Source organism: Pseudogemmobacter sonorensis, assembly GCF_042762395.1.
Lineage (GTDB): Bacteria > Pseudomonadota > Alphaproteobacteria > Rhodobacterales > Rhodobacteraceae > Pseudogemmobacter > Pseudogemmobacter sonorensis.
On the sequence record NZ_JBEFZE010000033.1, the window covers coordinates 1 to 22107 of the forward strand.

Annotated in this window: 29 protein-coding genes; 21 read left to right on the forward strand and 8 right to left on the reverse strand. The window is 66.7% G+C overall.

Features of this window, described 5'->3' with window-relative positions; translation table 11 throughout:
• The 13 genes from ssb to ABNX41_RS17950 all read left to right on the forward strand — a co-directional run.
• Window positions 1–302, forward strand: a 302-nt coding sequence (ssb, locus tag ABNX41_RS17890; protein ID WP_438671065.1) for a single-stranded DNA-binding protein, incomplete at its 5' end; no start/stop codon positions are given.
• A complete protein-coding gene (locus ABNX41_RS17895; RefSeq protein ID WP_438671066.1) occupies window positions 302–496 on the forward strand; it encodes a hypothetical protein in 195 nt (64 codons plus the stop codon). The genes ssb and ABNX41_RS17895, both read left to right, overlap by 1 nt.
• Complete coding sequence (locus tag ABNX41_RS17900) at window positions 496–948, forward strand: hypothetical protein (protein WP_438671067.1); 453 nt, start codon at window positions 496–498, stop codon at window positions 946–948. Before ABNX41_RS17895 ends, ABNX41_RS17900 begins: the two co-directional genes overlap by 1 nt.
• A 299-nt stretch (window positions 949–1247) precedes the next feature.
• Window positions 1248–1442, forward strand: a complete 195-nt coding sequence (locus tag ABNX41_RS17905; RefSeq protein ID WP_438671068.1) for a hypothetical protein — start codon at window positions 1248–1250, stop codon at window positions 1440–1442.
• Window positions 1439–2200 (forward strand): KilA-N domain-containing protein, encoded by a 762-nt coding sequence (locus ABNX41_RS17910; RefSeq protein WP_438671069.1) that lies wholly within the window; start codon window positions 1439–1441, stop codon window positions 2198–2200. Before ABNX41_RS17905 ends, ABNX41_RS17910 begins: the two co-directional genes overlap by 4 nt.
• Window positions 2197–2577: an HNH endonuclease gene (locus ABNX41_RS17915; RefSeq protein WP_438671070.1), complete on the forward strand. Its 381-nt coding sequence runs from the start codon at window positions 2197–2199 to the stop codon at window positions 2575–2577. Before ABNX41_RS17910 ends, ABNX41_RS17915 begins: the two co-directional genes overlap by 4 nt.
• Before the next feature lie 39 nt (window positions 2578–2616).
• Window positions 2617–2922 (forward strand): hypothetical protein, encoded by a 306-nt coding sequence (locus ABNX41_RS17920; protein ID WP_438671071.1) that lies wholly within the window; start codon window positions 2617–2619, stop codon window positions 2920–2922.
• Window positions 2919–3305 (forward strand): hypothetical protein, encoded by a 387-nt coding sequence (locus tag ABNX41_RS17925; RefSeq protein WP_438671072.1) that lies wholly within the window; start codon window positions 2919–2921, stop codon window positions 3303–3305. The genes ABNX41_RS17920 and ABNX41_RS17925 overlap by 4 nt, the downstream gene beginning before the upstream one ends.
• Window positions 3302–4027, forward strand: a complete 726-nt coding sequence (locus tag ABNX41_RS17930) for a hypothetical protein (RefSeq protein ID WP_438671073.1) — start codon at window positions 3302–3304, stop codon at window positions 4025–4027. The genes ABNX41_RS17925 and ABNX41_RS17930 overlap by 4 nt, the downstream gene beginning before the upstream one ends.
• Window positions 4024–4383, forward strand: coding sequence for a hypothetical protein (locus tag ABNX41_RS17935; RefSeq protein ID WP_438671074.1), 360 nt, complete (start codon window positions 4024–4026; stop codon window positions 4381–4383). The genes ABNX41_RS17930 and ABNX41_RS17935 overlap by 4 nt, the downstream gene beginning before the upstream one ends.
• On the forward strand, window positions 4383–4709 hold the full coding sequence (locus tag ABNX41_RS17940; RefSeq protein ID WP_438671075.1) for a hypothetical protein: 327 nt from the start codon (window positions 4383–4385) through the stop codon (window positions 4707–4709). The genes ABNX41_RS17935 and ABNX41_RS17940 overlap by 1 nt, the downstream gene beginning before the upstream one ends.
• Window position 4710: 1 nt before the next feature.
• A complete protein-coding gene (locus tag ABNX41_RS17945; RefSeq protein WP_438671076.1) occupies window positions 4711–4902 on the forward strand; it encodes a hypothetical protein in 192 nt (63 codons plus the stop codon).
• On the forward strand, window positions 4893–5972 hold the full coding sequence (locus tag ABNX41_RS17950; protein ID WP_438671077.1) for a tyrosine-type recombinase/integrase: 1080 nt from the start codon (window positions 4893–4895) through the stop codon (window positions 5970–5972). The genes ABNX41_RS17945 and ABNX41_RS17950 overlap by 10 nt, the downstream gene beginning before the upstream one ends.
• A 385-nt stretch (window positions 5973–6357) precedes the next feature.
• Here the strand turns inward: ABNX41_RS17950 and ABNX41_RS17955 are convergent, their stop codons facing one another.
• Genes ABNX41_RS17955 through fabA form a run of 3 tightly spaced genes read right to left on the reverse strand, consistent with a single transcriptional unit; the run spans window position 6358 to window position 8975 of the window.
• Window positions 6358–7146 (reverse strand): enoyl-ACP reductase FabI, encoded by a 789-nt coding sequence (locus ABNX41_RS17955; protein ID WP_438671078.1) that lies wholly within the window; start codon window positions 7144–7146, stop codon window positions 6358–6360.
• 29 nt (window positions 7147–7175) lie between these two features.
• Window positions 7176–8405, reverse strand: coding sequence for a beta-ketoacyl-ACP synthase I (gene fabB, locus ABNX41_RS17960; RefSeq protein WP_438671079.1), 1230 nt, complete (start codon window positions 8403–8405; stop codon window positions 7176–7178).
• Between the two features lie 60 nt (window positions 8406–8465).
• On the reverse strand, window positions 8466–8975 hold the full coding sequence (gene fabA / locus ABNX41_RS17965; protein WP_438671080.1) for a bifunctional 3-hydroxydecanoyl-ACP dehydratase/trans-2-decenoyl-ACP isomerase: 510 nt from the start codon (window positions 8973–8975) through the stop codon (window positions 8466–8468).
• Between the two features lie 266 nt (window positions 8976–9241).
• Here fabA and irrA point away from each other — a divergent pair, with 266 nt between their 5' ends.
• Window positions 9242–9661, forward strand: a complete 420-nt coding sequence (irrA, locus tag ABNX41_RS17970; RefSeq protein ID WP_438671081.1) for an iron response transcriptional regulator IrrA — start codon at window positions 9242–9244, stop codon at window positions 9659–9661.
• 242 nt (window positions 9662–9903) lie between these two features.
• Here the strand turns inward: irrA and ABNX41_RS17975 are convergent, their stop codons facing one another.
• On the reverse strand, window positions 9904–10374 hold the full coding sequence (locus ABNX41_RS17975) for a hypothetical protein (protein ID WP_438671082.1): 471 nt from the start codon (window positions 10372–10374) through the stop codon (window positions 9904–9906).
• A 308-nt stretch (window positions 10375–10682) separates the two neighbouring features.
• Here ABNX41_RS17975 and ABNX41_RS17980 point away from each other — a divergent pair, with 308 nt between their 5' ends.
• The 5 genes from ABNX41_RS17980 (at window position 10683) to rodA (ending at window position 16437) form a co-directional block, all read left to right on the forward strand.
• A complete protein-coding gene (locus ABNX41_RS17980) occupies window positions 10683–11720 on the forward strand; it encodes a rod shape-determining protein (protein ID WP_438671083.1) in 1038 nt (345 codons plus the stop codon).
• An 80-nt stretch (window positions 11721–11800) separates the two neighbouring features.
• Window positions 11801–12787 carry a rod shape-determining protein MreC gene (gene mreC / locus ABNX41_RS17985; protein ID WP_438671109.1) on the forward strand — a complete coding sequence of 329 codons (987 nt, stop codon included), beginning with the start codon at window positions 11801–11803 and terminating at the stop codon, window positions 12785–12787.
• Window positions 12780–13319 carry a rod shape-determining protein MreD gene (locus tag ABNX41_RS17990; protein ID WP_438671084.1) on the forward strand — a complete coding sequence of 180 codons (540 nt, stop codon included), beginning with the start codon at window positions 12780–12782 and terminating at the stop codon, window positions 13317–13319. Before mreC ends, ABNX41_RS17990 begins: the two co-directional genes overlap by 8 nt.
• A gap of 13 nt (window positions 13320–13332) precedes the next feature.
• Complete coding sequence (gene mrdA / locus ABNX41_RS17995; protein ID WP_438671085.1) at window positions 13333–15279, forward strand: penicillin-binding protein 2; 1947 nt, start codon at window positions 13333–13335, stop codon at window positions 15277–15279.
• Between the two features lie 18 nt (window positions 15280–15297).
• Window positions 15298–16437, forward strand: a complete 1140-nt coding sequence (gene rodA, locus ABNX41_RS18000; RefSeq protein WP_438671086.1) for a rod shape-determining protein RodA — start codon at window positions 15298–15300, stop codon at window positions 16435–16437.
• A gap of 106 nt (window positions 16438–16543) precedes the next feature.
• On the opposite strand, the gene ABNX41_RS18005 is transcribed toward rodA, so the two are convergent.
• The gene (locus ABNX41_RS18005) at window positions 16544–16996 is read right to left on the reverse strand and encodes a GNAT family N-acetyltransferase (protein ID WP_438671087.1); all 453 of its coding nucleotides are present in this window, start codon (window positions 16994–16996) and stop codon (window positions 16544–16546) included.
• The gene (gene dapE, locus ABNX41_RS18010) at window positions 16993–18168 is read right to left on the reverse strand and encodes a succinyl-diaminopimelate desuccinylase (RefSeq protein ID WP_438671088.1); all 1176 of its coding nucleotides are present in this window, start codon (window positions 18166–18168) and stop codon (window positions 16993–16995) included. The genes ABNX41_RS18005 and dapE overlap by 4 nt, the downstream gene beginning before the upstream one ends.
• Before the next feature lie 602 nt (window positions 18169–18770).
• On the opposite strand from dapE, the gene ABNX41_RS18015 reads away from it, so the two are divergent.
• On the forward strand, window positions 18771–19748 hold the full coding sequence (locus ABNX41_RS18015; RefSeq protein ID WP_438671089.1) for a Hint domain-containing protein: 978 nt from the start codon (window positions 18771–18773) through the stop codon (window positions 19746–19748).
• 4 nt (window positions 19749–19752) lie between these two features.
• Here the strand turns inward: ABNX41_RS18015 and ABNX41_RS18020 are convergent, their stop codons facing one another.
• Window positions 19753–20151, reverse strand: a complete 399-nt coding sequence (locus ABNX41_RS18020; RefSeq protein WP_438671090.1) for a DUF8846 family protein — start codon at window positions 20149–20151, stop codon at window positions 19753–19755.
• 22 nt (window positions 20152–20173) lie between these two features.
• Window positions 20174–20998: a 2,3,4,5-tetrahydropyridine-2,6-dicarboxylate N-succinyltransferase gene (gene dapD / locus ABNX41_RS18025; protein ID WP_438671091.1), complete on the reverse strand. Its 825-nt coding sequence runs from the start codon at window positions 20996–20998 to the stop codon at window positions 20174–20176.
• A gap of 83 nt (window positions 20999–21081) precedes the next feature.
• On the opposite strand from dapD, the gene ABNX41_RS18030 reads away from it, so the two are divergent.
• Complete coding sequence (locus ABNX41_RS18030) at window positions 21082–21903, forward strand: LOG family protein (RefSeq protein ID WP_438671092.1); 822 nt, start codon at window positions 21082–21084, stop codon at window positions 21901–21903.
• Window positions 21904–22107: the final 204 nt, after the last annotated feature.

The window sequence follows — 22107 nt, forward strand, 5'->3', positions numbered from 1 at the left end:
AATATCTGCGCAAGGGCTCGACCGTCTATATCGAGGGCGCGCTGGAGACCCGGAAATGGCAGGACCAGTCCGGCCAGGACCGCTATTCGACCGAGGTCGTGCTGCGCCCCTTCTCGGGCAACCTGACGCTTCTCGGTGGCAAGCAGGACGGTGGCGAGCGCCAGCAGTCCGGCGGCTATGACCAGTCGCCCGCAGGCTATGGCCAGCAGTCCGGCGGATCGGCATATGGGGCCAGCGCGGGCGGCGCGCGCGGCGCGAACGACCTTCAGGATGACATTCCTTTCGCGCCGGAGTGGCGCTGATGATCCTTCATTGCCAAAAGACCGGCCGACACTGGCCCTGCCGCGATATGGACGCGGTTTCGAAAACCGTGCGCGACTATGGCCTCAAGGATTACTGGATCACGGTCGCAGGCGATGTGCCCCCGTCCATGCGCGAGACCATCGCCGAGGCGCTCGCCCGGCCCCGGCATTCGATCACAGCGGGGATCGAGTAATGCCGACGATGGTCCTGCGCGATCCCGGCCACATCGATGCGCTGTCTCGCCGCCTGTCTGGTCGCAAGCTGCCCCTCACCGTGTCGTGGTCACAAGGGGCCAGCCGGTCGAGCCAGCAGCAACGCCTGTCCTTCCAGTGGTTCATGGATATCAGCCGCCAGCTTGGTGACATGACCGTGGAGGAAGTCCGAGCCGACGCCAAGGTATCCTTTGGTGTTCCGATCCTGCGCGCTGAAACCGAGTCCTTCCGCGCCAGTTGGGACGAGACATTCGGCCAGCTTGACCACGAGGCACAGCGGCGCGCGGTGGAACGACTGCAAGTGCCCGTCACCAGCCTGATGACGGTCAAACAGATGACCGCATTCCTCGATGCCATGCAGCGCCACTGGCTCCCGCTCGGCATCCGCATGACCGATCCTGAGGCCCTGAAATACGAGGAGGAGTTTCGGTGACGCCTCCCGCAACCCTGTTGACACAAGCGCCAGACAGCGGCATCCTGATAGGGCAGCAGGGGAAATGCTCTGCTGTCGGGTTTGGTCGCCCGAATGGAGATTGGCGCGTGCAACCCGCGCATTTCGTGCGGGTTTTGCCATTCCGGCCATTGGCCGGATACTATGGTCACGCGCGGTGGGAGGGCGAAAGCCCTGCCGCCCATGCGCCTTGCTCCAGCGGTCGACCAACCTGCCGTCGCGTGGCCACCACCCGTTTGGTCGCGGGTCGCCACGCTCAATTTGGAGCAAGGAGGCCCGCCATGCGCGGAACGAACACCCATACCCCGTCGAAACCCGGCAATGACGATCCGCTTGCCGAGGTCTACGACGCGCTGACGCTGATCCTCGACGCCACCACCGGCTCGCCGGGGTTCCAGATGATCCGCGAAATCCGGCGCTATGCCGAAGCGGCCCGCAACCAGACCCACAAACTGATGGAAGGAGGCGCGGCATGAACATCCGTGTCAAACTCCCCGTCATCGCGGGTGTCGAAATCACCACCGATGCCGAGGGACGCTTCAATCTGAACGCCCTACATCGGGCCAGCGGCTTGGGGGCAAACAAGGCTCCCGCGCAATGGCTGCGCACTCAGGCCGCGCAGGATCTCGTTGCAGAACTCGAACGGGGCGATGTGCAGAATTGCATATCGGCCAGCAAGGGTGGAACGGGGGTCCAAGGCACCTTCGCCCACGAACTTTTGGCGATCAGCTATGCCGGATGGATCAGCCCCGCCTTCCAGTTGCAGGTGAATCGGGTTTTCCTCGACTACCGCACCGGGAGTCTCGCACCCGCCATACCCGCCGAGACCCTTGAACAGATCGAGCGCAGCTTCGGGATCATGCGCATGGTCGCGCACAAGGTCACGGAGATGGAAAAGGCGCTGCCCGGCATCGTCACCAGTCTGGTGCAGCCGCTGGTTGCGGCCCGCCTTGCGGAAAGCGCGCTTCTTTTGCGCCACGGCAAGACGGCGAAGCAAATCTGGGATGCGGCGGGCTTGCCCCCGAAGATCAGGGGCAGCGCGGTCTGGTTCGGCAACCGGCTGAAAGAGGGCGGCTGCCTGCTGGAAGGCCGCGCCGACCGCGGGGATGGTGCGATCCGGCTGTTCGATCCCGACAAGGCCGGAACCCTCCTGAGCCTCGGCCTGCGCTACCGCGCGAAAACCTATGCCGATGAGCGCAAGGGTCAGGGCCGCCTGATGCTGGTGCCGTCATGACGCGCACCATTCCCGAATGGCATGGCCGCACCGACGATTCGGCCCCGCCTGCCCGCGTCAAGGCCCGGATCGTCATGGCACAGGGCGGTATCTGCGCCTGCGGCTGTGGCGTCAAGCTGGGGGTTGCTGGCGAGGGGGTCGAGTTCGATCACACCATGGCGCTGATCCTCGGCGGCGAAAACCGCGAGACGAACCTGCGCGCGCTGCGCCGCCCCTGCCACAAGAGAAAAACCGCGCATGACGTGGCGCAGAAGTCCACCGAGGCCCGCAAGCGCGGCAAGCACCTCGGCATCGCGCCGAAGTCAGCGCGCCCTCTCCCGGGCGGCAGGAACAGCAAATTCAAGATCAAGATCGGCGGCGGCATCGTTCCACGCTGAAACCATCCCCATAGCCCCGCCATGCGGGAAGGAGACGATATGAGCGAGATCACCAGCACGCGCTTGCAGATCCAAGCCGCCGCACAGACCATTCTGTCGCGCTACGACCAGCACATGAGCGGATCGAACCCGCCAGATGCTGATGGTGAATTCTTCACCATCGTCTCGGCCATTGCGTTTGCGGGCGAGGCCAGAGCGCAATCCCCTGACAAATACACCGGAGAGGCTGCGGCATTCCGCGCCTTGATGCTGGCGCTGATCGACATCAAACACCCCGATCTGGATTACCTCCGGGCAGACCCCTCAGCCGGTGTCGCCGCCCGCGCGGAAGGCGGTGGCGCATGACCGCGCCCAAGATCACCGTGGAATACCTGACTGACCTGCTGAAAAAAGCAGGCCCGGCAATGGACGATCTTCACCGCATATCAGCCGAAGATTGGGGCGTCGAAATGCCCGACGATGGCGGATGGACCTTTGTCGGTAAACGCGAAAATCACCCGCGCTTGATCGTGATAGAGCGCGGATTTGGGGATAATGCCGACCAACGCCAAGACGCTATCGAAGCGCTTTGCATCCTCGCCCCGACGCTCGCCCGCAAGGTGATCGCGGCGGAGAAGTTGCGGGAGGCGGGATGCCGAATGGCCGACGCCGCCGAACATGGCGCGGTAAATTCCACTCTGGTGACGGAATGGGATAACGCCATCCGAGAATACGAGGCCGAACAATGACCATCGACAAGGAAGAAGTGGCGCGGCTGGCCGCATGGTCTAGGGATCGCAGCGCATACTCCGGCACAAAGTTCGAGAAGATTGCCGACACCCTCACCGCCCAGCAAGCCGAGATCGAGCGGCTGCGGGCGGATCGCGACCAATGGCGGGCCGCATACGAAAGGGCGTCTCGAGAGATCATCGAGTGCGCCGGGAACCATGGCGCAGCCGAGGCCCGTGTCGCGGAACTGGAAGCCGAGCGGGACGATGCCGTGCGGTTGTTCCATGCAGCGGACAAGCGCCTGCGCGCCTCCCACAATCCCCCCGAAAGTGAGCCGCAAGTGTCGGACGCGGAACTGGATGCTCTGGCAGAGAGACTGTCCCGTGCTGCCAAGATGATGCGCACACATAAAGCGGCCAGCTTGGAGGCTTCTGATCTGGACGCAGCCGCTCGCGCCCTCCGCGCCCGCAAGCCTGCGGAGGTGAAGGTCAAGCCGCTGACTGAGAAGGAACTGGTATGGGTGGATCAGCCCAATTATTCGAGCGCACTCACGACTGATGGGCTTTTTTACATCGCCGATGCAACTGGCTGGCGCTGCTGTATTGTCGATGCGGTCGGGCGTTATATTCGGGGGTTCGGCGAATGGCATGGCTGCGGAAGCCTCGAAGCCGCCAAAGCTGCAGCTCAATCCGACCACGAATCCCGCATCCGCGCCGCCCTGATCGGGGAGGGTAAGGGATGAGTGACGCACCGGAACGTCACGATCACTGGTCGGTTCGAGTCGAGACGAGCGGAGAAATGATCGTCCAGATCGAGACAGAATGTCTTGCGGGACGGGAACCATCGGCGGCCGACGAGGAAGCGATCAGAACGGCGGCGCACCATTTGCTGGCGTTCATAGGCGATCCGCATCCTGTCCGCGCCGACACCTGCCTGCACGGCGAGGCGCTGGAAGAGGTGAGGCGGGCGTTGATCGACGCCATAGAGCTTGCGCACGGGATTTCGTTTTCGGAGAGCCCAACTATGGCGAATTGGGGAGTGAGGGTGCACGCCGTCGCCCACGCCGCCCTTGCCCGTATCCCGGAAGGGAGAGGGTGATGGAGGTCCTGTCCGAAACCAGACCCAAAGCCCGGCGCGCGCACATCTGCGACCATTGCGGATGCGCAATAGCCGCAGGCGAGAAATACCAGCGCGCGTTTCTGAAGGACGGCGGTGAAACGTGGCCGTGGAAGTCACATTTGGACTGCGCAGCCCTGTGCGGCCGGATGCATGCGGATCAGGACCTGTCTTGGGATGAGGGAATCAACCTGTCCGAGGAGTGGGGAAATGATCGCGACGAGATGCTGCGATACCGCGACGAATTTCCAGCGGTGATCGCCCGGTTCGAGTCCCGCGCCCGCCGCGCCGATGAGAAAGGGGAGTGAGATGGGGAAGCGCCAGACCTTTACTGAGGCTCAGGCCCGCCGGTTTATCCGGGCGGCGCGTGCCGAAGACCCGCGCGCCGTGGTTGAGATCGTGACAGAGGCCGGAACAGTGCGCATCATGCCAGATCCGACACCCATTGCAGAGCCGAGAGAAGAAGCGCAGGATAAACGAACGCCGATTTCATGGACCTGACCGCGATGAAGCTCGCATTTCCCGGACTGCTTGCCGAAAAGCTGCCGTCCGGGTCTTTGCGATACAGGGTCCGGGTCGAGGGCGACAAGACACGCCGAATCCCGCTTACAGTTACACCTGATCACCCACAATTCATGGAGATCTATCGGGCGGCGCGGGCGGGGGTTAAACTCGACCCCGAGGCGCCGCCGGAAGATCGCGCAATCCGTGGGTCGATCGGTTGGCTTGCGGCAAAGCACCTCGCGGCGACGGAACGGGAAGTCAAGGCCGGGTCGGTCTCCGCGCTAACGCTCAAAAAGCGCCGCAGCGTCATGAAGGTGCTGACCGACCTCTATGCAGACTATGCGCTGGACATACCGCCTGCGAAGCTGGTCGATCTGCGTGACAGCCTGATCGAAACACCCGCATGGGCCGACAGCGTGATCGAGGGCATCCGCGCAATGTATCGCTGGGGCGCCGAGCGCAGGCTGTGCTCGATCAACCCCGCCATCGGAATATCAAGGATTGATCGCGGAAAGGGTGGCGCCATCCCTTGGACTGCCAACGATCTGCGAAAATATCGCGAGAAGCACGAACCCGGAACCACGCCGCATCTCGCCTTGACGCTGTTCATGTTCACCGCCTGCCGCATATCCGATGCGATCCGGCTCGGGCGTCAGCATGAGACCACGATGGAGGGCGTGCGAGCCTTGCGGTGGCAACCGGCCAAGAAGGGATCGGCCGAGGTGACAATCCCAATGCTCCCCCCACTCTACAAGGCAACAAGAGCCGCGAAGATCGAAGGGCCAACCTACCTGCTCAACTACCGTGGGCAACCTTTCTCCACGCCAGATTCGCTCGGGCAGATGTTTCGCCGCTGGTGTCGCGATGCGGGGCTGAAGGACAGGTCATCGCACGGCATCAGGAAGGCTGCCGGGCATCTTCTCGCCCAAGAGGGATGTTCTCAATACCAGATCATGACCGTCCATGGGCACACGCAGGCAAAGACTTCTGAGGTCTACACGAAGGGCGTGGAGCGATGGAAGCTCGCCCGTGATGCCATGGCAGCTTTGGAAACTATGGAGTGGTGAGAACAAAACGCGATACAGCGTGGGACACCCCAAAGCTAACCTATTGAATCTATTTCACCCGTTTTTTCGCGCCGTGGGACACCCTGCCATTGATTGAAAAGGGGAAACTGAGGAAATCTGTAGCTCGCCGCCCGCTCCAATCATCAAATCATATCAAATCGTCAGGCTCTGCCGCCTCTGGGGAAACGACCACCTGCGGGTCATATCCCGGGCCGGAGATGGCCTCCCGACCGTCCGTCGCCCCTGCGAAGGGCCTTCCGGGCGAAGGGCCTTCCGGTTCCGCTCCTGGCCAGGCGCTACACGCGGGCCGGACATGGCTGCGGCCGCCCCTTTCCGGGACGGCCGCGCGGCTTGAAGCCGGTCGAGGGGAAGCCGGTCGAAAGGCTCAGAGATTTCCGGCCTGGGGAAAGCCCAGGATGTGAAAGCCGCCATCGACATGGATGATCTCGCCCGTGGTGGCCGCGCCGTAATCCGAACACAGCCAGGCCGCGGTGCCGCCGATGGTCTCAAGCGTCGCATTGGCGCGCAGCGGCGCGTTTTCCTCGGTGTGCCGGAAGGTCGCCCGCGCGCCGCCGATCGCCGATCCCGCCAGCGTCTTCATCGGGCCGGGGCTGATCGCATTCACCCGGATGCCCTGCGGCCCCAGATCATTCGCCAGATAGCGCGTCGCACTTTCCAGCGCCGCCTTGGCCACGCCCATCACGTTGTAATTCGGCGCGATCCGGGTCGAGCCCTGGAAGGTCAGCGTGATCAGGCTGCCGCCCTCGGGCATCAGTTCGGCCGCGCGCCGCGCGACATCGATGAAGCTGAAGCAGGAGATGTTCAGCGAATTGAGGAAATTCGCCCGCGTCGTATTGGTGAAGCGCCCGGTCAGTTCGGTCTTGTCGGAATAGGCCACCGCATGGATGACGAAATCCAGCCGCCCCCACCGCTCTTTCAGCGCGGCGAAACAGGCCTCGACCGAGGCCTCGTCCGTCACATCGACATCGAGCATGAAATCCGACCCGACCGAGGCCGCGAGCGGCGCAAGGCGTTTGCCGAACCCCTCGCCCTGATAGGAAAAGGCCAGTTCCGCCCCTTCGTCGGCCAGCGCCTTCGCGATCCCCCAGGCGATGGAATGGGCGTTCGCCACCCCCATCACCAGCCCGCGCCTGCCCTTCATCAATCCGGCCATGGCAGCGCCCCCTTCCGTTTCTTGATGGTTCAACCCAGATACCTGCTCATGACCAGCGTGGCATTGGTGCCGCCGAAGCCGAAGGAGTTCGACAGAACGCCGTCGATCTCGACGCCGTCGCGATATTCGGTCACGATCTCGCCCGGCAAGAGCGCGGGATCGGGGGTCTCGACATTGGCCGAGGCGGTGATGAAACCGCCGTTCATCATGATCAGCGAATAGATCGCCTCATGCACCCCGGTCGCGCCCAGGCTGTGGCCGGTCAGCGACTTGGTCGAGGAGACCGGCGGCAGCCGCCCCTCGCCGAAGACGCGGCGCAGGGCCTGGATCTCGGTGATGTCGCCCGCGGGGGTCGAGGTGCCGTGGCTGTTGACATAGTCGATCCGCCGCCCTTCGGGCAGGGTGGAAAGCGCGAGTTTCATCGAACGCTCGCCCCCCTCGCCGCTGGGGGCGACCATGTCCTGGCCGTCCGAGGTGGCGCCGTAGCCCGTCACCTCGGCGTAGATCTTCGCGCCGCGCGCCAGCGCATGGGACAATTCCTCCAGCACGACCACGCCGCCGCCGCCCGCGATGACGAAGCCGTCGCGATTGGCGTCATAGGCCCGGGCCGCGCGCTCGGGCGTGTCGTTGTATTTCGACGACATCGCGCCCATGGCGTCGAACAGGCACGACAGCGTCCAGTCCAGCTCCTCGCCGCCGCCGGCGAAGACCACGTCCTGCTTGCCCATCTGGATCAACTCGGTCCCGTTGCCGATGCAATGCGCGCTGGTCGAACAGGCCGAGGTGATCGAATAGTTGACGCCCTTGATCCTGAAGGGCGTGGCAAGGCAGGCCGAGGTCGTCGAGGACATGCCCTTGGTCACGCCGAAGGGCCCGATCCGCTTGGGGCTGCCGGAATCGACCACGATGTTATGGGCCTTGAAGAAGCTTTTCGTCGAGGGCCCGCCGGATCCGACGATGATCCCGGTGCGCTCGTTCGAGACGTCCGAAGGCTCCAGCCCGGAATCCTTCACCGCCTGCTCCATGGCGATGAAGTTATAGGCCGCGCCATCGCCCATGAAGCGCAGGTCGCGCTTGTCGATATGGTCCTCGAAGGTGATCCTGGGCTGGCCATGCACGCGCGAGCGGAAGCCGCGCTCGGCATATTCGGGGGCGAAGACGATGCCCGAGGTTCCGGCCCGCAGCGCGGCCTCCACCTCGGCCACGGTGTTACCGATGGGCGAAACGATACCGAGCCCGGTGATGACGACGCGACGCATTGGCTATGGTCCTTCCAGAAGAACTGGCTGGCCGGAAAACCGGCTGACGGCGATAAGGGATCAAGAGGCCGAAAGGGCCACCTTCATGTCTTTCACCAGATAGATGGTTTCGCCATCGGCTTCCACCCGGCCATCGGCCACACCCATGGTCAGGCGGCGGGTTTGCACCGCCTTGGTGAAATCGACGTGATAGCGCAGCAGCTTGCGGTCGGGGCGGACCATGCCGGTCAGCTTGACCTCGCCCACGCCAAGCGCGTAGCCGCGCCCCTCCCAGCCGCGCCAGCCCAGGTTGAACCCGGTCAACTGCCACAGCCCGTCAAGGCCAAGACAGCCCGGCATGATCGGATTGCCGGGGAAATGGCAGGCGAAGAACCAAAGCTCCGGGGTGATGTCGAATTCCGCCACCACATGGCCCTTGCCATGTTCGCCGCCGTCCTCGGATATGTCGGTGATGCGGTCCATCATCAGCATCGGCGGCTCGGGCAGTTGGGCATTGCCGGGGCCGAAAAGCTCGCCCCGGGCGCAGGCGTGCAAGGCCTCGCGGTCGAATGTCGTCGGATAGCGCGGCATCGGCCCCCGTCCCCCCAATTGGTCCTTTTGTCGCTTTTCGTGTAACAGAGGCATGGAACCAAGGGCAAGACCGGCTGAAATCGGCATGAAATTCGCCGTTTTCAATTGAAACCGGCGAATGGCAGGTCTTATATTCACCCTTAGCGACGTGAAACGGGCGGCGCGCGCGCCGACAAGGTGCGTCGAAGGCGGGCGCGTCGCAGGCAGGACCGGGCGCAAGACCGGGGCCGGGCCCGTTGCGCAGCTTTGGTGCGGGAGTGCGGCGGATGGTGACGCTGGTGGATGAAAACAGACTGGCCGACTGGCTGGAGCATGGCGGCCTGAGGCCGACCCGGCAGCGCCTTGCGCTGGCCGCGCTTCTGGTCGGCGACGGCAAGGACCGGCATGTGACGGCGGAAAGCCTTTACGAGATGGCCGACCGCGCCGGCGAGAAGGTCAGCCTCGCCACTGTCTACAACACCCTGCGCGCCTTCTGCGACGCCGGGCTGATGAACGAGGTCGTGGTCGATGGCTCGAAAAGCTATTTCGACACCCGGCTGGATGATCATCCGCATTACTTCTGGGAAGACAGCGCGACCCTGACCGACGCGCCGAAGGAAGAGCTTGAGATCTTCCGCCTGCCGCAGGCCCCGGCGGGGACCGAGATTTCGCGCGTCGATGTGGTGATCCGCCTGCGCCGCACCTGAGGCCGGGCGCTGGCTGCCCGAAGGCTTCGGTTACGGGCGTTTGCGAAGGACGGCTTCCCCCGGGGTGCGGTCGTGGTGGCCCGCTTCAGGACGCCCCCCCACGCAATGACTGCGGGCGGGTGTGCTTCCGGCGACGCTCGGCCAGGCTGTCCCGCAGCTTCGGCGAATGCCGCAGGGTCGCGGCGGGTTTCCTTGCCCGTGACGATCGGGGGGAGCCGTGCCTTGCATAGATCCGCCACGCCTCAATCCGGGCGGTAGCGCCGCGTTAGGCGCCGCCCGTTCAGCGTATGGGTGCAGCAGCCGCAGGACGGCTCCATCACCGTCTCGTCCATCGCCGGATCGACAAGGGCGAGGCGGTTCTGTTCGTCGACATAGAGGCCGCTGAAATAGCTGCTCTCGCCGGTGCGGAAGACGGCCAGGCCCTCCTCGCGCCGCAAGGCGACCATCCAGAAGATCGGCTCTTCGCGGTCCAGCCGCGCCGCCGCCTCGCGCCGCGTCCGGGTCCAGTCCTGGCCCACGCGCGAGAGCAGGAAGCGGAACAGCGGCGTATAGTCGAGCCCGTGGCGCAACCCTGGATGCATCGAGCCGCGCATCCCCTCCTCCACCGCGGCCTTGCCGTTGCGATGCCAGCGGGCCTCACCGCCGATGCCGTGGCGCACGCCATGGGTTCGGGTATTGACCTTGCGATAAAGCGGCTCGATCTGCTTCTTCATCCCTGCTTCTCCGCGGCAGACCAGCGGAACCTGCCCGGCCGGTGTATTTCAGGCGCTGTATTTCAGGCCGGTATGCGGCCAGAGACAAGTCGGGATCGCCAGCCCCCCACGACCGCCCTTCCCCGCATTGGTCCCCGCAGCACCGCAACCGTGATCCGCCCCACACACGCGGAAGTGCGCGCGCCGCCGTGGCGCGCCCTTTCCGATCCCCCTTTACCTGCGTATATGACACACGCCCCGCCGCCAGGCCCTGAGTCGCGGCCCTGAGTCGTGGGGGCCCTTCGGCAATTTCACGAGGACCACACCGCATGTCGCTTATCCCCGGCCTTTTCTCGTCCGACATGGCGATCGACCTCGGCACGGCCAATACGCTGGTCTATATCCGTGGCAAGGGGATCGTGCTGAACGAGCCGTCGGTGGTGGCCTATCACAACAAGGACGGCAAGAAGCAGGTCCTGGCCGTGGGCGAGGATGCCAAACTCATGCTGGGCCGCACCCCGGGCTCGATCGAGGCGATCCGCCCGATGCGCGACGGCGTCATCGCCGATTTCGAGGCCGCCGAGGAAATGATCAAGCATTTCATCCGCAAGGTCCACAAGCGCACCACCTTCGCCAAGCCGAAGATCATCGTCTGCGTGCCCCATGGCGCGACGCCGGTGGAAAAGCGCGCGATCCGCAATTCGGTGCTGCAGGCCGGGGCGCGGCGGGCGGGCCTTCTGTCCGAACCCATCGCGGCGGCCATCGGGGCGGGCATGCCGATCACCGAGCCGACCGGCTCGATGGTGGTCGACATCGGCGGCGGCACGACCGAGGTCGCGGTGCTGTCCCTGGGCGACATCGTCTATGCCCGTTCGGTCCGGGTCGGCGGCGACCGCATGGACGAGGCGATCATCGCCTATCTGCGCCGCCACCAGAACCTGCTGATCGGCGAATCGACGGCGGAACGCATCAAGACCTCGATCGGCACCGCCAGGATGCCCGACGACGGGCGCGGTGCCGCGATGCAGATCCGGGGCCGCGACCTCTTGAACGGCGTGCCCAAGGAAACCGAGATCAACCAGGCCCAGGTCGCCGAGGCGCTGGCCGAGCCGGTGCAGCAGATCTGCGACGCGGTGATGCAGGCGCTGGAGGCAACGCCCCCGGACCTGGCCGCCGATATCGTCGACCGGGGCGTGATGCTGACCGGCGGCGGCGCGCTTCTGGGCGATCTGGACCTGTCCTTGCGCGAACAGACCGGGCTTTCGATCTCTGTCGCGAACGAGTCACTCAATTGTGTCGCGCTCGGCACCGGCAAGGCGCTGGAATATGAAAAGCAGCTTCGCCATGTGATCGACTACGACAGTTGATCGCCTGCGCGACCGCCCCCGATAGCCCGGCAAGGGGTTGACGGGCCCCCGACCGGACCACCAAGACCCGAGGCGTGCCATTGGCCAAGATCCGCACCGGAACCGAGGATTACGCCCGCCCGATCCGTCGGTTGCTGGTCGGTCTTCTGGTGCTGTTCCTGCTGGGTCTGTTCCTGCTGTGGCGCATCGACAGCCCGAGGGTAGAGCGGTTCCGCGCCGCCCTGGTCGACGCGGTGGTGCCGAACATGGAATGGGCGCTGGTCCCGGTGACCCGGCTTTCCGGCATGGTCGAGAATTTCCAGTCCTACAGCCGGATCTACGAGCAGAACCAGGAGCTGAAGCGCGAGCTTCAGCAGATGAAGGCCTGGAAAGAGGCCGCGCTTCAGCTTGAACAGAAGAACGCCCGCCTTCTGGACCTCAACCAGGTGCGGCTCGACCCCAAGCTGACCCATGTGACCGGCGTGGTGCTGGCCGATTCGGGCTCGCCCTTCCGGCAGTCGGTGCTGTTGAACGTGGGCGCGCGCGACGGCATCCGCGATGGCTGGGCCACCATGGACGGGATCGGCGTCGTGGGGCGGATCTCGGGCGTGGGCGAACGCACCAGCCGGGTGATCCTGGTCACCGATTCCTCCTCGCGCATTCCGGTCACGGTGCAGCCCTCGGGGCAGAAGGCGCTGCTTTCGGGCGACAATTCGGCCCTGCCGCCGCTGGAATTCATCGAGGACAACGACCAGGTCCGCCCCGGCGACCGGGTGGTGACCTCGGGCGACGGCGGGGTGTTTCCGGCCGGGCTTCTGGTCGGCCAGGTCGTCATGGGATCGGACCGGCGGATGCGGGTCTCGCTGGCCGCCGATTACCAGCGGCTGGAATTCCTGCGCGTGCTGCGCAGCCATGAGCTTGAATCGATCTCGGACCCCGGCGGGCTGCTGGCGCTGCCCTTGCCCTCTTCCCCCGTGCCCGAGGTCGATGCCGAGGGCGAGGCGGCGGCCAAGCCCGTGCCCGGCGCAGGCGATGTGGACGAAGAGGGCTCGGGCTATGCCGAGGGCGACGGGGGGGCCGATGGCTGATCTGTGGCGCGCCGATCCCTGGGGCTACCGGCTGCTGTTCCTGGCGCTTGCGGTCTTCGTCCTCTTCGCCCGGCTGCTGCCCGTGGGGCAGGAGCCCGGCGAATATCCCGGGCCGGACCTGTTGCTGTGCCTGATGCTGGCCTGGGCGATGCGGCGGCCCGATTTCATCCCGGTCTGGCTGATCGTGCTGGCCACGCTGACCGAGGATCTGCTGCTCTTGCGCCCGCCGGGGCTGTGGACCGCGCTTGTGGTCATGGCGACGGAGTTCCTGCGCTCGCGCGTGGCGCTGACGCGCGAGTTGAACTTCGTGGTGGAATGGCTGCTGGCCTCGGGGCTGATGGTGGCGATGCTTCTGGCCTATCGCACCGCCTTCGCGCTGACGCTTCTGCCGCAGGTGCCGTTTTCCTTCGCGCTGGTCCAGACGGTATGGTCGATCCTGGCGTATCCCGCCGTGGTCGGCCTGTCGCGGCTGGTCTTCGACCTGCGCAAGCCCGCCACCGGCGAGATCGATGATCAGGGGAGGCGGTTGTGAGCCGGAGCACCGCATGAGACGCACCCAGAAGGACAGCGAGGACAGCCACCGCAAGATCACCCGGCGCGGGCTGATGATGGGCGGCGCGATGACCGCCATGGTCGCCGCGCTTGGCGTCAGGATGCGCTATCTCCAGGTCGACCAGGCCGAGGAATTCCGCCTGCTGGCCGAGGAAAACCGCATCAACATCCGCCTGATCCCGCCGATGCGCGGCCAGATCCAGGACCGCAACGGCAAGCTGATCGCCGGGAACGAGCAGAATTACCGCGTCGTCATCACCCGCGAGGATGCGGGCGATGTGGAACTGGTGATGAAGCGGCTGGCCCAGTTGATCCCGATGACCGCCGAAGAGCTGGAAGACACGATTGCCGATGTGAAGCGCAATTCCTCGTTCGTGCCGGTTCTGGTCAAGGACCGGCTGTCATGGGAGGATTTCTCGAAAGTCGCGCTGAACGCCCCCGCGCTGCCCGGCGTCCTGCCCGAGGTCGGCCTGTCGCGGATCTATCCGCGCGACACCGATTTCGCCCATGTCGCGGGCTATGTCGGCCCGGTGTCGGAAAAGGATCTGGCCGAGCAGGAAACCCCCGATCCGGTGCTGCGCCTGCCGAAGTTCCAGATCGGCAAGGTGGGGGTGGAGCGGTTCAAGGAATCCGTTCTGCGCGGCAATGCGGGCACCAAGCGCATCGAGGTCAACGCCGTCGGTCGCGTCATGCGCGAGCTTGAGCGCAACGAGGGCGAGCCCGGCGCCGACATCCGCCTGACCATCGACGCCGATCTGCAGAACTTCGCCCAAGCCAGGCTGGGCGAGGAAAGCGCCGCCGTGGTGGTGATGGATGTCAGGAACGGCGATCTGCTGTGCTGCGTCTCGTCGCCCTCGTTCGACCCGAACCTGTTCGTGCGCGGGATCAGCCATGGCGATTACGCCGCCTTGACCGAGAACGACCACCGGCCCCTGGCCAACAAGACCGTCTCGGGCGCCTATCCGCCGGGCTCGACCTTCAAGATGGTGACCGCGCTTGCCGCGCTTGAGGCGGGCTCGATCGGGCTGGGCCATTCGGTGCGCTGCCCGGGCTACCTGGAATTCGGCGGCCGCCGCTTCCATTGCTGGAGCAGGGGCGGGCACGGCAATACCTCGCTGACGCGGTCGATCTCGGAAAGCTGCGACGTCTATTACTATGACATCGCCCAGAGGGTCGGCATCGACCGCATCGCCGAGATGGGCCGCAAGCTGGGCCTTGGCATCCGCCACGACCTGCCGATGTCCGCGATCACCGAGGGCAACATGCCCACCCGCGACTGGAAGCAAAGCCGCCACGGCCAGGACTGGCGCATCGGCGACACGATCAACGCCTCGATCGGCCAGGGCTATGTGCTGGCCTCGCCCCTGCAGCTGGCGGTCATGACGGCGCGGATCGCGGCGGGGACGGATGTGGCGCCGCGGCTTCTGCGCATGGTGGACGGGCGGGAGCAACCCGCGCCGGTGCCCGCCCCCCTGGACATTGCCGCAGAGCATCTGCGGGCGATGCGGACCGGCATGTATGACGTGATGAACGCCGATCGCGGCACCGCGCGGTCGTCGCGCATCGTCGAGCCGACCATGGTCTTCGCGGGCAAGACCGGCACCAGCCAGGTCCGCAACATCACCGCCGCCGAACGCGCGCGGGGGGTGATCTCGAACGACCAACTGCCCTGGAACCGGCGCGATCACGCACTTTTCGTCGGCTACGCCCCCTATGACGCGCCGCGCTACGCGATTTCGGTCGTGGTGGAACATGGCGGCGGCGGCAGCTCGGCGGCGGCGCCCATCGGGCGCGACGTGATCCTGGCTGCGCTGTCGGGGGGGGTGCCGCCGCTTTCGGCCTATCCGGCCGCGCAGCGCGCCCGGATCGAGAGCATGCTGAACGAGCTGTCGCTGCGCGACCCCGCCACGGGCGAGGTCCCCCGGGCCGACCGGGCCTGAGACGGAGGGGCGCGCGGCATGGCATTTTTCGAGAACCGGCTGAAACAGGCGCCCAGCGGCCTGCGCAAGGTGCTTTACATCAACTGGCCGCTGGTGGTGCTGGTGATCGCGGTGGCCTCGGTCGGCATCTTGATGCTCTATTCCATCGCGGGCGGGGATTTCGACACCTGGGCCCGGCGCCAGGCCCAGGTTCTGGGCGCGGGCCTCGTGCTGATGTTCGTCGTGGCGATGGTGCCGGTCTGGTTCTGGAGATCGGTCGCGGGGCTGGCCTATCTGACCGCCTTCGCGCTTCTGGTCTATGTCGAGTTCAAGGGCGAGATCGGCATGGGCGCGCAACGCTGGATCGCGCTTGGCCCGATCAACCTGCAACCGTCCGAGATGATGAAATTCACCCTCGTCATGGTGCTGGCGGCCTATTACGACTGGCTCGACCTCAAGAAGGTCTCGCATCCGCTGTGGGTGCTGCTGCCGGTGGGGCTGACGGTGGCGCCGACGATCCTGGTGCTGATGCAGCCCAATCTGGGCACCTCGCTGATGATCCTGATGGGGGGGGCGGCGGTGATGTTCGCCGCCGGGGTCAGCCTTTGGTATTTCGCCGCCGTGGCGGGGCTGGCCGGAGGCGCCGTGGCCGCGGTGATGCTGTCGCGCGGGACGGAATGGCAGTTGCTGCACGATTACCAATATCGCCGGATCGACACCTTTCTGGACCCGACCGCGGATCCCCTGGGCGCGGGCTACAACATCATCCAGGCCAAGATCGCGCTTGGGTCGGGCGGCTGGTCGGGGAAGGGTTTCATGCAGGGCACGCAATCGCGGCTGAACTTCCTGCCCGAGAAGCACACCGATTTCATCTTCACCACCCTGGCCGAGGAATTCGGCTTCGTCGGCGCCTTTTCGCTTCTGGCGCTTTACGCGCTGATCATCGGCTTTTGCATGGTCTCGGCCCTGCAGAACCGCGAGCGGTTCTCGTCCCTCTTGATCATCGGGGTGGCGGCGAATTTCTTCTTCTATATCGCGGTGAACCTGTCGATGGTGATGGGGATGGCGCCCGTGGTGGGCGTGCCGCTGCCGCTGCTGTCCTATGGCGGATCGGCGCTTCTGGTGATCCTGGTGGGATTCGGGCTGGTGCAGAGCGCCCATGTCCATCGGCCGCGTTGAGGCGCGCGGCGGCGGCGGAAGGGGGCGCTGCCCCCTCGGCGCCTTTGGCGCCTCACCCCCGGGATATTTCCGCAAAGAAGAATGGGGCGGGGCTGAGGGTTCGCTCTCAGGGGTCAGGTTCGGCGAGGGGTGGCCTGAGGGGCAGCTTCATGTCGCGATGCGTGATGCCTGCGTCGAGATATTCGGGGCCGAAGGGCTGGAATCCCAGCCTTTGGTAGAAGCCCAGGGCATGGGTCTGCGCGCCGAGGCGAGCCTCCTGCACGGTCGGATGGCGGCGGCATTCGTCGAGTGCGGCCCGGATCAGCGCCGCGCCCAGCCCGGTGCCGCGTGCCTCGGGCAGGACGCAGACGCGGCCGATCTTGCCGATCCGGCCCCCGGGCGGGAGGAGAAGCCGCGCGGTGCCGAGCACCCGCCCGCCCTCCTCGGCCAGCAGGTGGATCGCATCCGCGTCGCGGCCGTCGATCTCCTCGGCCTCGCTGACGCCCTGTTCCTCGATGAAGACGCGGCGGCGCAGCGCGAGGCAGAGGTCCAGCTCATCCGGCGTGGCGCGGCGGATCATGCGAAGTAATCGCGCAGGATGCGGCCGTAGATCGATTTCAACTGGTGGATCTGCGCCAGTTCCACCCGTTCGTCGACCTGGTGCATGGTCTTGCCGACAAGGCCGAATTCCACCACTGGACAGTGATCCTTGACGAAACGCGCATCCGAAGTGCCACCCGAGGTGGAGAGCGCGGGCTCGACCCCCGTCTCGGCGGCGACCGCCTTGCCGACCAGGGCCGACAATTCGCCCGGCGGGGTCAGGAAGCTTTCGCCGGAGATCTGGATCCCGGTCTCGATCCGCACCCCGGTCAGGGCCTCGACCTCGGCCGCGTGGCGCCGGAGCCAGTCGGAAAGGCTCGCGCCGCTATGGGCGTCGTTGAACCGGATGTTCACCGTGGCCTGCCCGCGCGCGGGGATGACATTGCTCGCGGGATTGCCGCAATCGATGGTGGTGATCGCAAGGGTGGAAGCATCGAAATGCGCGGTGCCGCTGTCGAGCGGCTGCGCCTCGAGCCGCGCCAGCAGCGCGACCAGGGCCGACATCGGGTTGCGGGCGCGATGCGGATAGGCGGCGTGGCCCTGGACGCCGATGGCGGTGAATCGCGCGGTCAGGCTGCCGCGCCGCCCGATCTTGATCATCTCGCCCATGCGCTCGGGGCAGGTCGGCTCGCCCACCAGGCAATGGGTCATCCGTTCGCCCCGGGCGGCCATCCAGTCGAGGATGGCGCGGGTTCCGTCCTGCGCCACATCCTCTTCGTCGCCGGTGATGGCCAGGATCACCGCGCCCTGGGGCGGGGTCGCGCGGACGAAATCCACCGCCGCAGCCACGAAGGCCGCCACGCCCGACTTCATGTCGGTGGCGCCGCGCCCGTAAAGCCAGCCGTCGACGATCTCGGCCCCGAACGGGTCGCGCGTCCAGGCCGAGGCATCGCCCACCGGCACCACATCGGTATGGCCGTTGAAGCCGAAGCTGCGGTTGGCGCCGCGCGCGCCCCAGCGGGCGAAGAGGTTGGGGATGCCGTTGCGATCGACCCGGGTGCAGTCGAAGCCCGCGGCGGAGAGGGTTTCCTCCAGCAGGACCAGCGCACCACCTTCGGCCGGGGTGACCGAATTGCAGCGGATCAGCCGGGCGGTCAGCTCGACCGGGTCGAGCGGGGCGGGGAAGGCGGCGGCATCGGGCGGGACAGGCATCGGGCGGGCCCTTTCGGCATCGGCGGGGGGGAGAGGAGCGCGGGTTCAGGGATAGGGAAGCGGGCGGAAAAGGGCAAGCGCGGCCGGTCGGGGGCGGGCTGGTCGGGGGCGGGTCGCGGGGTGCTCGGGGCGAGCATTGCGCACTGTGCTCGGCGCGCGGGCGGATGCCGAGGCGGAAACGCAGGGGCCAGGAGCATTGCGCCGCCCCCGGCGCATGATCCGCCGCCGCCCCACCGCAAGAGCCGCCTACAAGGCGTGGCACGGAGGTCACCCGGGGGAGCTATCGCCATCCGCAAGCCGGATCGCGGGTGACAAGACCGGCGCCCAGGGCTAGGATCGGCCGCATAACCGGGGGCACGAAAGACCGCCCGGAAAAGACCCCGAGGCAGGGCGACATGTGCAGTACGAGCGAGACGGTTTCTCCGGCAGGTTTTTCGCGTGACGATCTTCATGCCCCGCGCCCTGGGCCGGGCGCGCGCCCCGGTGCGGTTGCGCAATCCCTGCGCCCGGATGCCGGAGCGGCGGATCGGCCGGGCCGCGCCCTTCCCCGAGCCGCCCCCCTGCCCCCGGCCGCCGGGGATCCAGCCGTCCCCGGCTGGCTGATGCTTTCCGATGCCGACGGGCCGCTGGTCCCGGTCATGCCCGAGGTTCTGGCCCGGGCGCTTCTGGTGATGGAATTCCTCTGGCCGCTGCCGACGGATGTCCTGCTGCACTGGCACGACCCCGAAGGCCATGCGCTGTCGCTGTTCCATCACCCGCAAAGCGGGCTTGCCCTCATGTGGCGCATCGGCGGGCGGATGACGCGCCACCGGCTGGCTCCGCCGCTGGAGGCCGACGGGCGGCTGGCGCGGCTGTCCTTCGGCTGGAGCCCGCAGGGCTGGCACATGAGCCTGGAGGGCGAGGCCGGGGCGCCGATCGCGCGCGCGGGCGGGGCCGAGCGGATCGCCCTTCCCGCCCGCGCGCTGGCCCGGCTGTGCCGGGGCGCGGGCCTTGTCCGCCGCGATCCGGCGGTGTCGTGGTTCGGCGTCGCGCCCGGCCTCGCACCCCCGGTGCGGCTGCCCTGGATCGGGCGGGCGACGCCGGTGCCGACACCCTCGGGCGAGGTGGCGGCGGACCGCCTGCGGCCCGGGGACTGGGTGCTGACCCGCAATGGCGGCGCGCGGCGTCTGCGCGCCCTGCGCCGGATCGAGATGCCCTCGCGCGGGGAGCATGCCGCCGTGATCCTGCGCGCGCCCTATTACGCGCGGGGGCGCGACATTCTGGTCTCGGCCGACCAGATGGTGGCGATCGGCGGGACCGAGACCGAATATCTTTTCGGCGAGGACGAGGTCCTGGTCGCGGCGGGCGCGCTGGTCGACGGCGTCTCGGCGCTGCATGACAACCGGCGCGCGGTGGTGCCGTGCCTCTCGCTCGACCTGGGCCCGCCCTGCCTGGTCGAAAGCGCGGGCTGCACCTGGCTGAGCGCGGATCACGATCCGAAGCCGGGCCTTGCGCCGCCCCTGACCGCGCTGCGCGAATACGAGGCGCGGCCGCTGATGGAGCTGTTGCGCCGGATGCGCCCGGTCGGCTTCGCGGCCTGAGCCTTCAGTCGTAGAACGGCGTCATCTGCGCGACGACGACCGAGTTTTCCTCGCGCGCGCGCAGCATCAGCGCCTCTTCCTCGGCGCCGATGTCCTCGCCCGCCGCCCGGCGCTCGGCCAGGGTGCCAAGGCCCTGCACCTCAAGCGGCGCGAGATCGGCCTCCTTGAGGATGGCGACGGTCTCGCGCACCGCCTCGGCCTCGTCCACGCCCGAGGCGTAGCAGATCAGCGCCGCCCCCGTGGCCTTGGGGGGCAGGCCGTCGCCCGCCTTGCGCCCGACCTCGACCACAAGGGTATAGACCTGCTGGGGCCGCTTTTCCCTGACGGGTTTCCCGGCGACGGGTTTCTCGGCCGGTTTCGGGGCTGATCCCCCGGACGGCGTGTCGGACGGCTTATCGGGCATGGCGGAACGGCCCCCTTGGCGATCAGTCGCGCAGAAGTTCGTTGATCGAGGTCTTGGCCCGGGTCTGGGCATCGACCCGTTTCACGATCACCGCGCAATAAAGGTTCACCCCGTTCTTCGAAGGCAGCGACCCCGCGACGACGACCGATCCGGCGGGAACCTCGCCGTAAAGCACCTCGCCGGTCTCACGGTCGAAGATCTTGGTCGACTTTCCGATGAAGACGCCCATGCCAAGGACCGCGCCCTCGCGCACGATCACGCCCTCGACCACTTCGGAACGCGCGCCGATGAAGCAGTTGTCCTCGATGATGGTGGGGCCGGCCTGCATCGGCTCCAGCACGCCGCCGATGCCGACGCCGCCCGAAAGATGCACGTTCTTGCCGATCTGCGCGCAAGAGCCCACCGTGGCCCAGGTGTCGACCATGGTGCCGCTGTCGACATGGGCGCCCAGGTTGACGAAGCTGGGCATCAGCACCACCCCCGGCGCGATATAGGCCGAGCGGCGCACGACGCAGTTCGGCACCGCGCGGAAGCCCGCGACTTTCCATTCCGCCTCGCCCCAGCCGAGGAATTTCGAATCCACCTTGTCCCACCAGCCGCCGCCCTGCGGGCCGCCGGTCTGGATCTCCATGTCCTTCAGGCGAAAGCCCAGAAGCACGGCCTTCTTGGCCCACTGGTTCACATGCCAGTCGGCGCCGCGCTTTTCGGCCACCCGCAGCACGCCCTTGTCCAGCGCCTCAAGCGTGGCCTCGATCGCGTCGCGGGCCTCGCCCTTCAGGGCCGGTGTGATCGTGTCGCGCGCCTCCCAGGCGGCTTCGATGGCGGTTTCCAGCGCGGCATTCGACATGCAGGTCATCCTTGGGCGGTTTCAATCGGCTCGTCCGGGCTATAAGCCCAAGGGGAATGCCACGCAATGCGGGAGGAGACCCGATGAAGGACGAGACGCGCAACCACCCCCTGCGCAACAGCGCCCAGGATGCCCAGGCCGCCGACTGCTGCCCGGACACGCCGCAAAGCCGCGCGCCCGCCTATCGGCTGGCCTTCACCGACCAGGATTTCATGATGCGCGAAGAGCTGCGCCCGGTGCGGCTGCAGCTTGAACTGCTCAAGCCCCAACTGGTCATGGACGAGCGCGGCGTGGAAAGCACCGTGGTTTTGTTCGGCGGCGCCCGCATCCCCGCGCCCGAGGCGGCCGAGACCGCCCGCACCCCCACCCTTGCCGGGCTGGTGAAATACTATACCGAGGCGCAGGAATTCGCCCGGATCATGACCGAGCGCAGCCTGATCAGTTACGGCCGCAAATGGGTGGTGGCGACCGGCGGCGGCCCCGGCGTGATGGAGGCCGGAAATCGCGGCGCCGCCGAGGCGGGCGGCCAGTCGATCGGGCTCAACATCGTGCTGCCGCATGAACAGGCCCCGAACGCCTTCGTCACCCCCGACCTGTGCTTCAACTTCCATTACTTCGCCATCCGCAAGATGCATTTCCTGATGCGCGCGGCGGCGATCACGGTCTTTCCGGGCGGCTTCGGCACCCTGGACGAGATGTTCGAAAGCCTGACGCTGATCCAGACCCGGCGGATGAAGCCGGTTCCCTTCATCCTCTTCGGGCGCGACTGGTGGGAGAGCGTGGTGAACTGGACGCTGCTGTCCGAGGCCGGGGTGATCAGCCCCGAGGACCTGAACCTGTTCCATATCGTCGAGACCGCCGAGGAGGCCGTGGCGATCATCGACGCCTGGAAAGCGCCTGTCTGAAAACCTGGACCTGAACCCCCGGGGCCTGAAAGGCCCGGCCTGAAGCCCCGGAGCCTGAAACTCGGGGCCCGAAACCCGGGCCCCGGGGCCTTCCCCCCGCTCCGGCCCGCGCGGGCCGTGGAAAAATCGCGCCGCGCCCCGGGAACCGGACCGGGGCCGCGCGCATTATAGGGCCGGTCCGTGCCGGGCCCGCGCCGTGTCCCC

Coding starts and splice junctions, on each gene's coding strand:
- ABNX41_RS17895 (WP_438671066.1), top strand. CDS start 302: ATGATCCTTCATTGCCAAAAGACCGGCCGACACTGGCCCTGCCGCGAT.
- ABNX41_RS17900 (WP_438671067.1), top strand. CDS start 496: ATGCCGACGATGGTCCTGCGCGATCCCGGCCACATCGATGCGCTGTCT.
- ABNX41_RS17905 (WP_438671068.1), top strand. CDS start 1,248: ATGCGCGGAACGAACACCCATACCCCGTCGAAACCCGGCAATGACGAT.
- ABNX41_RS17910 (WP_438671069.1), top strand. CDS start 1,439: ATGAACATCCGTGTCAAACTCCCCGTCATCGCGGGTGTCGAAATCACC.
- ABNX41_RS17915 (WP_438671070.1), top strand. CDS start 2,197: ATGACGCGCACCATTCCCGAATGGCATGGCCGCACCGACGATTCGGCC.
- ABNX41_RS17920 (WP_438671071.1), top strand. CDS start 2,617: ATGAGCGAGATCACCAGCACGCGCTTGCAGATCCAAGCCGCCGCACAG.
- ABNX41_RS17925 (WP_438671072.1), top strand. CDS start 2,919: ATGACCGCGCCCAAGATCACCGTGGAATACCTGACTGACCTGCTGAAA.
- ABNX41_RS17930 (WP_438671073.1), top strand. CDS start 3,302: ATGACCATCGACAAGGAAGAAGTGGCGCGGCTGGCCGCATGGTCTAGG.
- ABNX41_RS17935 (WP_438671074.1), top strand. CDS start 4,024: ATGAGTGACGCACCGGAACGTCACGATCACTGGTCGGTTCGAGTCGAG.
- ABNX41_RS17940 (WP_438671075.1), top strand. CDS start 4,383: ATGGAGGTCCTGTCCGAAACCAGACCCAAAGCCCGGCGCGCGCACATC.
- ABNX41_RS17945 (WP_438671076.1), top strand. CDS start 4,711: ATGGGGAAGCGCCAGACCTTTACTGAGGCTCAGGCCCGCCGGTTTATC.
- ABNX41_RS17950 (WP_438671077.1), top strand. CDS start 4,893: ATGGACCTGACCGCGATGAAGCTCGCATTTCCCGGACTGCTTGCCGAA.
- ABNX41_RS17955 (WP_438671078.1), bottom strand. CDS start 7,146: ATGGCCGGATTGATGAAGGGCAGGCGCGGGCTGGTGATGGGGGTGGCG.
- fabB (WP_438671079.1), bottom strand. CDS start 8,405: ATGCGTCGCGTCGTCATCACCGGGCTCGGTATCGTTTCGCCCATCGGT.
- fabA (WP_438671080.1), bottom strand. CDS start 8,975: ATGCCGCGCTATCCGACGACATTCGACCGCGAGGCCTTGCACGCCTGC.
- irrA (WP_438671081.1), top strand. CDS start 9,242: ATGGTGACGCTGGTGGATGAAAACAGACTGGCCGACTGGCTGGAGCAT.
- ABNX41_RS17975 (WP_438671082.1), bottom strand. CDS start 10,374: ATGAAGAAGCAGATCGAGCCGCTTTATCGCAAGGTCAATACCCGAACC.
- ABNX41_RS17980 (WP_438671083.1), top strand. CDS start 10,683: ATGTCGCTTATCCCCGGCCTTTTCTCGTCCGACATGGCGATCGACCTC.
- ABNX41_RS17990 (WP_438671084.1), top strand. CDS start 12,780: ATGGCTGATCTGTGGCGCGCCGATCCCTGGGGCTACCGGCTGCTGTTC.
- mrdA (WP_438671085.1), top strand. CDS start 13,333: ATGAGACGCACCCAGAAGGACAGCGAGGACAGCCACCGCAAGATCACC.
- rodA (WP_438671086.1), top strand. CDS start 15,298: ATGGCATTTTTCGAGAACCGGCTGAAACAGGCGCCCAGCGGCCTGCGC.
- ABNX41_RS18005 (WP_438671087.1), bottom strand. CDS start 16,996: ATGATCCGCCGCGCCACGCCGGATGAGCTGGACCTCTGCCTCGCGCTG.
- dapE (WP_438671088.1), bottom strand. CDS start 18,168: ATGCCTGTCCCGCCCGATGCCGCCGCCTTCCCCGCCCCGCTCGACCCG.
- ABNX41_RS18015 (WP_438671089.1), top strand. CDS start 18,771: ATGCTTTCCGATGCCGACGGGCCGCTGGTCCCGGTCATGCCCGAGGTT.
- ABNX41_RS18020 (WP_438671090.1), bottom strand. CDS start 20,151: ATGCCCGATAAGCCGTCCGACACGCCGTCCGGGGGATCAGCCCCGAAA.
- dapD (WP_438671091.1), bottom strand. CDS start 20,998: ATGTCGAATGCCGCGCTGGAAACCGCCATCGAAGCCGCCTGGGAGGCG.
- ABNX41_RS18030 (WP_438671092.1), top strand. CDS start 21,082: ATGAAGGACGAGACGCGCAACCACCCCCTGCGCAACAGCGCCCAGGAT.